Here is a 12521-nt window from a genome sequence, read left to right as displayed (position 1 = left end):
TGGATTAGTTTCTGCCCAAAGGTACGCAATCCCTTAAATCCCTTCTGTAAACTTGGAGGTAATAAAATCCACTACCGCTTCCAAACTTCCCGTTTTTTCAAAGACAGCAAGCTGCTGATCGGCACCGGTACCCTTTTCCAGGATTTTATGGACATAATTGACCTCTTCCCGGCTACCCAGCTCATCCACCACATCATCAATGAAGTCCAGCAGCTCCATAATCAGCTCCTGGGTGGGCACCTCGGTTTTTTTTCCAAAATCAATCAACAGACCTTCAATTCCATTTCTTGCTGCCCGGAATTTATTTTCCCGAATCAAGGCGATCCGATAAATATTAAAAGAGGTATTGCTCATCAGTAGCTTATAAAGCTTCGCTACTACTGCCTGAATGATCGCCACCACGCAGATAGTCTCATCCACGGTGAGGCACATGTCGCAGATTCTAAACTCTATCGTGCTGAAGAAGGGATGCATGCGAAGATCCCACCAGATTTTTTTGGGGTTGTCGATGCAGTTGGTCTTGACTAGAATCTCCAAAAAATTGTCGTAGGCCTGAACGGAATCAAAATATTCCGGAAGGCCTGTTCTTGGAAATTTCGCAAAAACCTTTGCCCTAAAGGCCTTAAAACCAGTATTTCTGCCTTCCCAAAAAGGAGAGTTGGTAGTGAGCGCATAGATGTGGGGAAGAAAATAGCAGGCTTGATTCATCAGCTGCAAGGCAGTATCTCTGCTCTCTATGCCTACATGCACATGAAGTCCAAAGATCAGATTGGACCGGGCAATATCCTTGAGTTCATTAACAATGTTATGATATCGGGGGTCATCGGTAATCTCCTGATCTTGCCATTTGGCAAAGGGATGGGTGCTCGAAGCACCCACCACCAATCCCTGCGCAGTAGCAAGTTCGGATATCTTGTTGCGAAGGAAAGCAACCTCCTTTCGGGCTTCCTGCACATTTTGACAAATATTGGTACCTACTTCCACTACGGACTGATGCATCTCTGCTTTTACCTGCTCTCTGAGAGTGATTTTACCTCCATCTACGATTTTGGACATGTGAGAGCGGAGATCCCGGGTTTTGGGGTCCAAGATCATGTATTCTTCTTCGACTCCCAAGGTAAACTTGGGTAGCTTTTTGATTGAAGTTGCCATAGCTTGCAGGAATTAAAATCTCTTGGCCGATTCCACCGAATTTTTCATAAAAGTACCCCAAGTCAGGTTCATTTTCCCAGGCTTCTGAGCTTTGGCGTAGGCAATAGCCATTTTGGCTGCTTCTTCCACCACCCAGTCAAAATTGGCCTGACCCACCGAGTTGACATCTGCATCCGGAGCGGGATTTCCAAAATCTATCGCATAAGGAATTCCATCCCGAACAGCAAACTCCACCGTATTGAAGTCATAACCCAACCCCTGACAAAGTCGAATGGTGTAATCCTTCACGGTACTCAATAGTTTTTTTGAAGCAGGAGCTTTGTCGACTACATAGCGCAGATGATGTGGGTTTCGCGGTTCATATTCCATTATTCGGACGGCCTTTCCTCCCAAACAATAGACCCGAAAATATTCATCAAAGACGATCTCCTCCTGAAGGAGCATAACAAGCTGCCCAGTCTCAGGATGCTTTCTGAAAAACTCTTCCTTGTTTTCCAGTCGGTACACGTTTTTCCAACCTCCTCCTGCGTAGGGCTTCATATAGGCCGGGAATCCGATATAGCTGAAAATCCCCTCCCAATCCAAGGGAGCGGCTAGATTTCGGAAAGACTTACTCGTGGTATCCGTAGGGTGTTCTGCGGAAGGCAGAATCACGGTTTTGGGCAAGGGTACTCCCAATTGATCGGCGAGACAGTTGTTGAAAAACTTATCATCCGCGCTCCACCAAAAGGGATTGTTGATGACTGCAGTACCGGTAAGGGCTGCGTTTTTCAGGTAGGCTCGGTAGAAGGGGACATCCTGTGAAATCCGGTCAATGATTACCGCATAATCGGTAAGCTCGTTTTGAACGACCTTATCGATTCGAACCGGTTCGGCTATTATCCCCTTTTCTGCTTTTTCATTGACCCGCTGCACAAATGCCTGTGGAAAGGTGTCTTCCATCCCGAAAAGTATCCCGATTTTCTTCATGTTTTCGCTTGGTTAGTAGTGGTAAAGAATAATTTTGTTAATCAAATTTGATAGTGGATAAGTAGTGAGGAAACATTTCCTTCCAAATCGGCCAATCGTGATGCCTGTCCTGCCTCACATCCAGCCAATGGTTGACATTTTTTTGCTTAAGGGCTTCATGCAGCTTAAGATTGGCATCAAAGCAAATGTCCCAGTTGGACGTACCCAGGATGATGCCCATATTCCAAAGCTCGTGGTCCTGCAGACCTGGGAGGTACTCGAGCGGACTATTGTAGAAGATGTCATCGTGATGATATCCATCCATAAAACTTCGGATATCAAACGCTCCGCTCATGCTGAACATGTGACTGACATAGCCGGGATGTCTGAAAGCAAAATTGGCAGCATGATAGCCCCCAAAACTGCATCCTGCTACCGCCACTTTGGCCACAGAAGTATTGAGGCGAATCCGTTCGACCAGTTCATGACAAATCATTTTGTCATATCCCACATGATTTTGTATCCGTTGATGGGGGTGGATTCCTTTGTTATAAAAACTCTGTTTGTCGTTGCTGTCCGGACAGTAAATCTGAACTAGTCCCTGCTCAATAAACCAATGAGCTGCCCCAATGAGGCCCATATCCCTGTTTTCGTGGAAGGTACCCATGGATGTGGGAAACAAGACGATGGGATAGCCCGCATGTCCAAATACCAGCATCTCCACATCACGGTTGACATAGGGAGAGTACCATTTAAAATATTCTTCTTTCATAAAATCATCAAACTAATCGATTTGGCCTGTCCCTAAACCGAATTGAAATACTAATCAAAAATTGGGATAAAGAAAAGAGAATAAAGCGAAGCTTGAAGCCAATAAAATTATATTTTGGCTTTTATGGCCTTGCCCATCGGTTTTTGCCTTTTAAATAGCCGATTAAACAGCCCAAGTCCTATCATAGAAAAAAGAATTAAGACAAAAATCCACTTGGAAGTACTGGAGAAGGATGCGAGCAAGGCTACCCAGGTACTTTTTTCCGGAAAAGCACGGAGTAAAAGAAGAATGGAGATATTCTCCAGCAAATCAAAGAAGGCTACTGCAAATGGAATCAGCCAACTCTGATTTTTCCTGCTTAAACGATAAAGAATTCCACTAAAAAACAAGCCATATGCAAGCAGATATGGCATATCAAAGACGGTAACTGCCCAACTATATTGGTTTCTTTCTGACTCCTCCATTTGAGCCAAAGAATCATACGCCTGCGTGGGACTATAGGCAAACTGTAAATCCAAAGCATGCTCTTCGGGCATATATCGAGCAAGGAGGACGTTGAAGCAAATCACGAGAGCACCAAAAACAATCAGGTACCTAGTTTGAGAACAGGTTTGGATCAAAGAATTCATCTGCTGGGGATTAAACAACTAAAAGTAAAGAAAAATACACTTTGAACCAATAAATTAATATTAATTTATTCTTAGTAATTCACTAAGCAAAAAAGAAATCATTCCCTACAAAAAAAAGAATTTGAAAACCCTGTTTCTGAACCCAAACGTAGCCGAAATAACTGTCTAATATAGAATATCGCCTCAATTACTTATTTCCTTCCTCAAACCATTTCGAGTACATGGGATAATTCTTTGCAGTCCTGAGAATTACCTCCCTCATATTTTCTCCGATTTCTTTTACTTTTTTGGCAGGAGTACCGGCATATATCGACCCTGACTCCACTACAGTACCAGCTAGGACCACAGCACCTGCAGCAATCACTGAATCCGAATGAATTACAGCCCCATCCATCACAATCGCTCCCATTCCGATAAGAACACGATCGTGAATAGTACAACCATGAACTATGGCATTATGAGCGATAGATACCTGATCTCCTATATATGTTGGTGCTTTCTGATAGGTGCAATGTATGACTGCTCCATCTTGGATATTCGTATCATTTCCTATCCGGATTTCATGGACATCACCCCGAATGACCGCGTTAAACCAAACTGTACACCTGTCTCCCATGACTACATCCCCCACTACCGTGGCATTGGGTGCCAGCCAGCACTCGTTCCCCATTTCCGGCCGTTTGCCGTTTACTTCCATTATCAAAGCCATCGATCTTTTTTTTTCGAAGGAAAATAAAAAATTATATCCAACCTGAACTTTTTTTTTGATTTTGAGTTTCGTGTATATACATATAAATTTGCAACTCAATTTCTCACAATCAACTATGAAAATCACAAAGCAATTCGGTCTTTTCCTTGCTGCAGCAATGATCACTTTCGCCTGCAGTAAACCATCAGACACAGTCGAAGCCACTGAAGCTCAAGAAGTAGCGGAAGCTACAGGTACCACACTTACCTTGGCTCCTACCTCTACCATCTCTTGGAGAGGTTACAAACCTGCAGGACAGCATTTCGGAAAAATCCCAGCAACCACAGGCACCCTTACAGTAAACGGTGATCAAATCACTGGTGGTTCTTTTACGTTTGACATCACTGGCTTGAAAATCGAAGATTTGGAAGAAGGATCTGAAAACTATGGCAAACTCTGGGGGCACCTGCAGTCTGCTGATTTCTTTGACGCAGCCAATCATCCTACTGCCACATTTGAGATTACAGGTGCTGAACCGTTTGCAGCCGGTGATGTGATTGCAGATACCGAGCAGTTTGCTACCGACAACACTCCAAAGGCAGAATCAGAACTATCTCCTGCCAACCCAACTCATTGGATCAGCGGTAACTTGACCATGAGAGGAACTACCAAAAACATCAAATTCCCTGCTGCTGTGACCATCACTAACGGAACAGTAACTGCAGTAGCTGGATTCAACATCGACAGAACTGCCTGGGGATTGTCCTACGGCGACGAAGCTTCTGCTGTGGACAAAGCAAAAGATCAATTCATCTACAACACAGTTTCTTTGGAACTGAATGTGACCGCAAATTAATTTTAACTACCTCAATGATTCGAAAAGAGGGATTCTTCGGAATTCCTCTTTTTTTTGTCTATTCCCCAAACTGCTCATCAAGGAATGGCTGAACCCGAAAAACTTCCGGTACGAAAAATCATCCATGTAGACATGGATGCTTTCTATGCCTCAGTGGAGCAGCTCGATCATCCCGAATGGAGAGGAAAACCTTTGGTGGTGGGAGGAAACGAGGCAAGAGGGGTAGTAGCAGCAGCCAGCTATGAAGCCAGAAAATATGGAATCCATTCTGCCATGTCCTCTGCCCTAGCGGCTAAAAAGTGCCCCCATCTTATTTTTGCACCGCATCGTTTTGACCGCTATCGGGAGATTTCCCATCAGATTCGTGAGATCTTTTTTGAATTCACGGATTTGGTGGAGCCACTTTCCTTGGATGAAGCTTTTCTGGATGTGACCGAAAATAAAAAAGGGCTCAAATCCGCTATCCTTATTGCCAGACAAATCCGCGAGAAGATCAAAGAAAAAACCGGCCTAAATGCTTCAGCAGGTGTTTCTTACAACAAATTCCTAGCAAAAACCGCCTCTGACCTCAACAAACCCAACGGTCAGGCAGTCATCCTGCCAGAGGAGGCAGCCGATTTTCTGGAAAAGCTTCCCATCGGAAAATTCTTTGGAATCGGAAAAGTCACCGCAGAGAAAATGCAAAAACTGGGAATCCATACCGGAAAAGATCTCAAGGAGTATTCCCTACAGTTTTTGACCAAAAAATTCGGAAAATCCGGATTGCATTACTTCAATATCGTCCGCGGTATTCACCTTTCGGAAGTACAGCCACATCGGGTGAGGAAAAGTCTGAGTGCCGAAAATACCTTCGAAAAAGATCTGATTACCTTGGCAGAAATGGAGGAAAACCTCCGTCCTATTTTCGAAGAAGTAATCCGCAGAATCGAAAAAAGCGGAATCAAAGGCCGTACAGTCACCCTCAAGCTCAAATACTCAGATTTCACCCTTCAGACCAGAAGCAAAACCCTGGAACAATACCCGGAAAAAGAAATGATTTGGCAGATAGGATTGGAACTGCTGCGACAGGAGGATATCCCCAAACCCGTCCGTCTGCTCGGCTTGGGAATTTCCAACCTCAATATCACCGAGGAACAGGTTCACTTTGGGGAGCAGCTGAGGATACCTTTCGACTTATAAATCTATCTTCCGATTTAATGTCTTTTGGATTTCTACTTGTGTGAAAAATATCCAATATTAAAATTTCCTGATCTCTCAGCTCAAAAATTATCTTATAACTCCATACCAATTTGAATCTAAAATCCCCGTTAAGCTCTTTCAAATTAGGTTCTTTGGGGAGTTTTTCAGGAAAATGTACCATATCCTTTACCTCCTTTAATATTTTGGTTTTTACTTTAATTGCCACAGCAATTGAAGCGGTATTTTTATAAAAATCATAAATCGTCTTTAGAGAATCTGCGGCCTTGGTATCCCATTTGATTTTCATTTTTTTGACACTACCAATTTTCTGATTCTTTTTCTAATTCCTTCATGGAGATGAATTCCCCCTTGTCTACCCTTGCCTTTGCCAACATAATTCTTTGAATTAACTGAGAGGATGAAAAAGGCTCGCCTAGAAAAATGATCTCTTGCTTATCAAAATCTTTTACAACCTCATAAAGCAATTCCAAAAGCCGTTCATCTCCGTTTTCAATGACTTGATGAAGCTTTTCCTTTAAAACTGAATTTTCCATAGCACTCACTTTTTTCTTAAAAATAACGATTTCTAATTGAGATGGAGTTTCAACTGACTCCTAATTTCGGCAAAAGTATTTTTGAAAGTACAAATAATTAACATTTGTAAAACCTGCCATTTTGTCCGCATTTTCGTAATTTCGCAACTTGATTAAACCCAAATCGGTTGGAATCACTTCTGACCGAGCTCAAAAAGCGAAAACTATCCCATGAATCTGATCAAAGATATCGATATCCTTACCGGCGAAGAGGCTCAGGCGGTGGACTACAAAACCACCACTGACGAAAATACCGGCAAAACCAAAAAACTCTACATCGAAAGCTACGGCTGCCAGATGAACTTCTCCGATTCAGAGATCGTCGCTTCGATCATGAAGGAAAACGGCTTCGACACCACATCTGACTTCAATCAGGCCGATGTGGTCTTTTTGAATACCTGCTCCATCCGTGAAAAAGCCGAGCAAACCGTCCGAAACCGACTCAACCACTTCAATTCCGTCAAAAAACACAAACCCGAGTTGACCATCGGAGTCTTGGGGTGCATGGCGGAGCGATTGAAAGAAAAATTGCTGGAAGAGGAGAAAATCGTGGACGTGGTCGTAGGACCTGATGCTTATAGAGACCTTCCCAACCTGGTCAATGCCGCAGAAGACGGAAGAAAAGGTGTCAATACCTTCCTTTCCAGAGAAGAAACCTATGCAGACATCGCTCCCGTTCGCTTGAATTCCAACGGAGTCACTGCATTTATCTCCATCATGCGGGGCTGCGACAATATGTGCTCCTTCTGCGTGGTGCCATTTACCCGAGGTCGGGAAAGAAGCCGCGACCCTCACTCCATCGTGGCAGAGGCTCAGGATTTGTTTTCCAAGGGATACCGGGAGGTCACCCTTTTGGGTCAAAATGTAGACTCCTATAAATGGTCTCCAGAGGAAAACAACAAGGCCAGACTCAACAAGAAGGAAGGTGAGGTCACTCAGGTGGTCAATTTTGCCCATCTCCTGGAAATGGTGGCTCAAGTCAGTCCTTTGCTTAGAGTCCGATTTTCCACTTCCCATCCCAAAGACATCACGGATGAGGTACTTCACACCATGAAGAAGTACGACAACATCTGCAAGTACATTCATCTCCCCGTACAGTCCGGCAATTCCCGGGTTTTGGAATTGATGAACCGAACCTATGACAGGGAATGGTACCTGGACCGAGTGAAAGCTATCCGGGAAATTTTGGGTGAAGAATGCGGCATTTCTTCCGATATGATTGCAGGGTTCTGTACCGAGACCGAAGAGGAGCATCAGGATACCCTTAGCTTGATGGATATCGTGAAGTATGACTTTTCCTATATGTTTTTCTATTCTGAGCGTCCGGGGACTCTGGCTGCCAAAAAGTTTGAAGACGACATTCCTTTGGAAGTGAAAAAGCGCAGATTGGCGGAGATCATAGAAAAGCAAAATCAACTTTCCCTAGAAAGAAATCAATTGGATCTGGGCAAAGAGCAGCTCATCCTGATCGAAGGTACTTCCAAAAAATCCTCCGAAGAATTGAAGGGACGAAACTCTGCAAATAAAGTGGTAATCGTCCCATCCGCTGGCTTGAAACTTGGGGATTACGTCAAAGTGAAAATTAAGGATTGCTCAGCTGCTACTCTCTTTGGAGAAGTATTGGAAATTAATCCTGCATTGGCATGATCACACCACAGGAAATCCACAGTGTCAAGCAGCGCTTTGGCATCATCGGAAACAGCCCCCTTCTGAACCATGCCATTCAGGTAGCAATGCAGGCTGCCCCTACCGATATGACGGTGCTGATCACGGGTGAAAGTGGATCCGGAAAGGAAAGTTTTTCCAAAATCATCCATTCCCTTTCCCTCAGAAAGCACGGTAAATTCATTGCAATCAACTGCGGAGCAATCCCGGAAGGCACGATCGATTCTGAGCTTTTCGGACATGAAAAAGGCTCCTTTACAGGAGCTCATGAAGCCAGAAAAGGCTACTTTGAAGTAACGGATGGAGGCACCATTTTCTTGGATGAAATCGGTGAAATGCCTCTGGGCACGCAGGCCCGCCTGTTGCGGGTTTTGGAAAATGGGGAATTTATCCGTGTGGGTTCTTCCAAAGTACAAAAAACCAATGTGAGGGTAATCACCGCTACCAATGTCAACTTGCTCAAGGCAGTGGAAAAAGGAAAGTTCCGGGAAGATCTCTATTATCGCTTGAACACAGTACCGATTTTTGTTCCACCCTTGAGAGAAAGAGGAGAAGATGTGGTCCTGCTTTTCAGAAAGTTTACATCAGATTTCTCAGAAAAATACCGGGTAAAGCCCATTTCCCTCGATCCTGCCGCTCAGCAGGTGCTGATGCGCTATCCTTTCCCCGGCAATATCCGTCAGCTGAAAAATATTGCCGAGCAAATTTCATTGCTTGAGCAGGAAAGAGAAGTAGATGCCCAAACTCTCTCACGTTACCTTCCCCAGGAGGGAAGCCGATTGCCCATGACCCTTCCCAATCATGGGGGAGGTTCAGAGAGTGGAGACTTTTCAGAAAGAGATATTCTTTACAAGGTACTTTTTGACATGAAAAAGGACATGAATGAGCTCAAAAAGCTGGTTCTGGAATCCTTCCAAAACGGGGGATTGAATTCTTCCATCATGCAGAAGCATCAAGGTCTTTTTGAAGATTTGGAAAGTGGGCTTAGCAAGGCCGAAACATCAGAAAGCCCATCTCCCTATTCCGTTCCTTTGGTGTTGGAAACCCAAAAAAATTCCTCTTTGGACAACGTGGAATATGAGGATGACGTAATTGAGGACATTCTGCATGAGGAAGATGACAATTCTCTTTCTTTGGAGAAAAAGGAAAAAGAAATGATCATCAAGGCCCTGCAAAAGCATAACAATAAAAGAAAGTATGCAGCGCAAGATTTGGGGATTTCCGAACGGACTCTTTACCGTAAAATCAAACAGTATGAAATTGAATAAAAGTCTGGTCTGGATTGCGGGGATAGTCGTACTGTTTTCCTCCTGCTCTGTCAAATACAGCTTTACCGGAACAAATATCAACTATGAGTTGGTCAAGACTTTTTCGGTAGACAATTTCTTCAATGATTCGGGGGGAGGCCCTGCCAATATGGAGCAGCGATTTACCGAAGCATTGAAGGAATATTATCAGAGGAACACCCAGCTTGAACTGATACGCTCCAATGGAGATTTGCAGTTTTCGGGGGCAATCAGCAGATACACCCTCACCCCACAAAACGCGGTATCCAGCGGTGACCCGAACCTTCCTGATCGTGCAGGGCAGATGCGATTGACCATCAATGTGGACGTGGAATACATCAATGTGACCAATGAGGAGGAAAATCTGAAAAGAACCTTCACTTTTTTCCAAGATTATGACCCAAGAAGCGTTACCTTGTTGGACGTAGAAAATCAGTTGGTAGAAGAAATATTCGAAGTCATCATCCAGGATATATTTACAGCCACTGTCGCCAACTGGTAAATAGTGATCATTAAAAAAGCGATAAATCTGTGAATGCCAGTCAGTTTCTTGACCTTATCCAAAAATCAGATCGTCTGGAAAAGTCCGATTACCTCCAGTTGAGAAAAATCCAGGAGAATTTCCCCTACTTCCAGATCAGCCACATATTGGCTTGCAGGTATGAGCTGTCCAAAAATTCAGAAGTGACTCCCGGTCATTTGGGAATGGCGGCGCTGACCAGTCCAGACCGAGTTTGGCTTAAAAGCCTTTTGGATAAGCCCATGTCCAAAGCTGAGCCCAAAGCCAATCTGATTCAGGAAGACCTTCTTCCGGAAGAGCCAAAAGCTGGCAAGAACCCTGTTCAAAGAACTGAGTCACTGAAAAAACTGGGAGATCAACTGAAAGGAAACCCCACAGCCTCTGCCGAAACACCAAAAGGCAAAAAAAGAAAGGCTTACAAGGACGAGTTGATCGAAACCATCAAGAAGAGGGAGAAAAAAGAAATCGTAGCAGATAAAGCCAAAGAACAGATCGATTTGATCAAGGCGTTCAGTAAAAAATCCATCAAACTGGCCACCATCAGGGAGATTGAAGCCAACCAAAACACGGAAAATCTCGCTGAGTCCAGCACCAAGTTGGACGAAACCCTAATGACCGAGTCTTTTGCAAAGCTTCTGGTCAGACAAGGCAAAAAAGACAAAGCGATAGAAATTTATGAAAAAATGAGTTTGAAGTTTCCGGAGAAAAGGGCTTACTTTGCGGACTTAATTGAAAATCTGAAAGAAAAATCTGACTGAAAATATGTTCACTTTATTGATTAGCATCATCATCATCCTAGCCGTATTGCTGATTTTGGTCATCTTGGGTCAAAATTCAAAAGGAGGAGTCGGTGCTGCATTTGGAGGCAGTGCTTCTCAAATCATGGGCGTGACCCGTACGGGCAACGTTTTGGAAAAATCTACTTGGGTGTTGGCGATAGCTATCCTAGTGCTTTCCTTGGCTTCTTCTGCGTTCCATACCAGCAGCCAGCCAAACCAATTTTCTTCCCCAAATATTGAGAATGCGAAACAGCAAGTCGTGGCACCTGCCTTCGGAGAGACTGAAAGTGTACTTCCAGCTCCGGCAGTAGAGGAGGACAGTACCTCAGGGAACTGAAATAATCCATTTGAATAAAAAATCTTAAGTCTGCCCCGAAAGGCAGACTTTTTTCGTACCTTAAACTTTCAGAATAATACGGAGTTCCGGTTTTTATTGGAAAGAGGCGGAGTGAGTGTTATTTTTTAAAAGAGCAATCACCAATCATTAAATCTTATGCTAGAGAAACCAATCCGGCTTGAGGATCTTCAGCTGGAAAATTGGCCCAATGTCATCTTATGGGCAGCCCCTGTTATGTTTTTATTGGTCTTCATCGAATGGGGAATTAGTCTTTATCAAAAACGGGACGCATACAATACCAAAGATTTCCTTGCCGCCTCCACCATAGGCTTGGTCAATGTGGGAATCAGTGCAGCAATCAAAATGCTAACCTTCGGAGTAGCTATCTTTTGCTACAACATCTCTCCCTTTCAGATTCCCCCAACCTGGTGGTCTTACCTCCTCTGTTTTATTGGAATTGACTTTGCCCGATATTGGGCACACCGAGTAGCTCATGAACAGCGCTTTTGGTGGGCCACCCATATCACCCATCACAACTCAAGCAAATACAACCTATCCGTATCCTTCAGATTGGGCTGGACTCAGCATATCAAAATCGTGTTCTTTGTCCCGGTGATGTTGATGGGCTTTGACCCATTTGTCTTTTTTATCTGCCATCAGATTGCCGTGTTGTATCAGTTTTGGATCCACACCGAGTACATAACCAAGCTTCACCCGGTGATCGAATACATTTTCACCACCCCATCTCACCATAGAGTGCATCATGCAAGTGATGCCCACTATCTGGACAAAAATTACGGCTCCACCTTGATTATCTGGGATCGGATGTTCGGCACCTTTATGCCTGAGGCGGAGCGACCCAATTACGGTATCACCAAGCCGGTGACTTCCTACAATCCCATCTATTTGGTATTTCACGAATGGAGAGACATTTTTTCTGATCTCAGCAAATCAAAAAGTTTCAAAGAAGCCTGGCAGGTTCTTTTTGGAAAACCTGGGGATGAAATCATCAAAAACAGGGAGATGAAAGAAAGAGCCGAACTGCTGGAAATGGAGCAAAAAAATGTCCTTTCCACCCAAGAAAAGGACCGAGAGTTGATCATGGAGAAATAATCAA

Annotated in this window: 15 protein-coding genes; 8 read left to right on the top strand and 7 right to left on the bottom strand. The window is 44.0% G+C overall.

Features of this window, described 5'->3' with window-relative positions; all coding sequences use genetic code 11:
• Positions 1-33: 33 nt before the first annotated feature.
• The 5 genes from AAA943_RS11255 to AAA943_RS11235 all read right to left on the bottom strand — a co-directional run bounded on the left by AAA943_RS11255 (position 34) and on the right by AAA943_RS11235 (position 4210).
• Complete coding sequence (locus tag AAA943_RS11255) at positions 34-1152, bottom strand: carboxylate-amine ligase (RefSeq protein WP_338224345.1); 1119 nt, start codon at positions 1150-1152, stop codon at positions 34-36.
• Between the two features lie 12 nt (positions 1153-1164).
• Positions 1165-2121 carry an ATP-grasp domain-containing protein gene (locus tag AAA943_RS11250; RefSeq protein WP_338224344.1) on the bottom strand — a complete coding sequence of 319 codons (957 nt, stop codon included), beginning with the start codon at positions 2119-2121 and terminating at the stop codon, positions 1165-1167.
• Between the two features lie 37 nt (positions 2122-2158).
• A complete protein-coding gene (locus AAA943_RS11245) occupies positions 2159-2872 on the bottom strand; it encodes an esterase family protein (protein WP_338224343.1) in 714 nt (237 codons plus the stop codon).
• A 107-nt stretch (positions 2873-2979) separates the two neighbouring features.
• Positions 2980-3501 (bottom strand): hypothetical protein, encoded by a 522-nt coding sequence (locus tag AAA943_RS11240; protein ID WP_338224342.1) that lies wholly within the window; start codon positions 3499-3501, stop codon positions 2980-2982.
• A gap of 187 nt (positions 3502-3688) precedes the next feature.
• Positions 3689-4210: a gamma carbonic anhydrase family protein gene (locus AAA943_RS11235; RefSeq protein ID WP_338224341.1), complete on the bottom strand. Its 522-nt coding sequence runs from the start codon at positions 4208-4210 to the stop codon at positions 3689-3691.
• Positions 4211-4325: 115 nt separating this feature from the next.
• On the opposite strand from AAA943_RS11235, the gene AAA943_RS11230 reads away from it, so the two are divergent.
• Together AAA943_RS11230 and dinB are read left to right on the top strand one after the other, a co-directional pair.
• Positions 4326-5045 carry a YceI family protein gene (locus AAA943_RS11230; protein WP_338224340.1) on the top strand — a complete coding sequence of 240 codons (720 nt, stop codon included), beginning with the start codon at positions 4326-4328 and terminating at the stop codon, positions 5043-5045.
• A gap of 84 nt (positions 5046-5129) precedes the next feature.
• Complete coding sequence (gene dinB, locus AAA943_RS11225; protein ID WP_338224339.1) at positions 5130-6224, top strand: DNA polymerase IV; 1095 nt, start codon at positions 5130-5132, stop codon at positions 6222-6224.
• Here the strand turns inward: dinB and AAA943_RS11220 are convergent.
• Together AAA943_RS11220 and AAA943_RS11215 are read right to left on the bottom strand one after the other, a co-directional pair.
• A complete protein-coding gene (locus AAA943_RS11220; RefSeq protein ID WP_338224338.1) occupies positions 6169-6531 on the bottom strand; it encodes a type II toxin-antitoxin system RelE/ParE family toxin in 363 nt (120 codons plus the stop codon). The two genes, dinB and AAA943_RS11220, sit on opposite strands and share 56 nt — an antisense overlap.
• A gap of 10 nt (positions 6532-6541) precedes the next feature.
• Positions 6542-6778, bottom strand: a complete 237-nt coding sequence (locus AAA943_RS11215; protein WP_338224337.1) for a hypothetical protein — start codon at positions 6776-6778, stop codon at positions 6542-6544.
• Positions 6779-6988: 210 nt separating this feature from the next.
• Here AAA943_RS11215 and miaB point away from each other — a divergent pair, with 210 nt between their 5' ends.
• The 6 genes from miaB (at position 6989) to AAA943_RS11185 (ending at position 12517) form a co-directional block, all read left to right on the top strand.
• Positions 6989-8464, top strand: a complete 1476-nt coding sequence (gene miaB / locus AAA943_RS11210) for a tRNA (N6-isopentenyl adenosine(37)-C2)-methylthiotransferase MiaB (protein ID WP_338224336.1) — start codon at positions 6989-6991, stop codon at positions 8462-8464.
• Positions 8461-9750, top strand: a complete 1290-nt coding sequence (locus AAA943_RS11205) for a sigma-54 interaction domain-containing protein (protein ID WP_338224335.1) — start codon at positions 8461-8463, stop codon at positions 9748-9750. The genes miaB and AAA943_RS11205 overlap by 4 nt, the downstream gene beginning before the upstream one ends.
• A complete protein-coding gene (gene lptE / locus AAA943_RS11200) occupies positions 9737-10270 on the top strand; it encodes an LPS assembly lipoprotein LptE (protein WP_338224334.1) in 534 nt (177 codons plus the stop codon). Before AAA943_RS11205 ends, lptE begins: the two co-directional genes overlap by 14 nt.
• Before the next feature lie 29 nt (positions 10271-10299).
• Positions 10300-11046: a hypothetical protein gene (locus AAA943_RS11195; RefSeq protein WP_338224333.1), complete on the top strand. Its 747-nt coding sequence runs from the start codon at positions 10300-10302 to the stop codon at positions 11044-11046.
• Between the two features lie 4 nt (positions 11047-11050).
• The gene (gene secG / locus AAA943_RS11190; RefSeq protein WP_338224332.1) at positions 11051-11404 is read left to right on the top strand and encodes a preprotein translocase subunit SecG; all 354 of its coding nucleotides are present in this window, start codon (positions 11051-11053) and stop codon (positions 11402-11404) included.
• 156 nt (positions 11405-11560) lie between these two features.
• Positions 11561-12517, top strand: coding sequence for a sterol desaturase family protein (locus tag AAA943_RS11185; protein WP_338224331.1), 957 nt, complete (start codon positions 11561-11563; stop codon positions 12515-12517).
• Positions 12518-12521 lie beyond the last annotated feature (4 nt).

Source organism: Algoriphagus confluentis, assembly GCF_036245625.1.
Classification (GTDB): Bacteria; Bacteroidota; Bacteroidia; order Cytophagales; family Cyclobacteriaceae; genus Algoriphagus; species Algoriphagus confluentis.
This window is presented reverse-complemented; position numbering and strand designations above follow the sequence as displayed.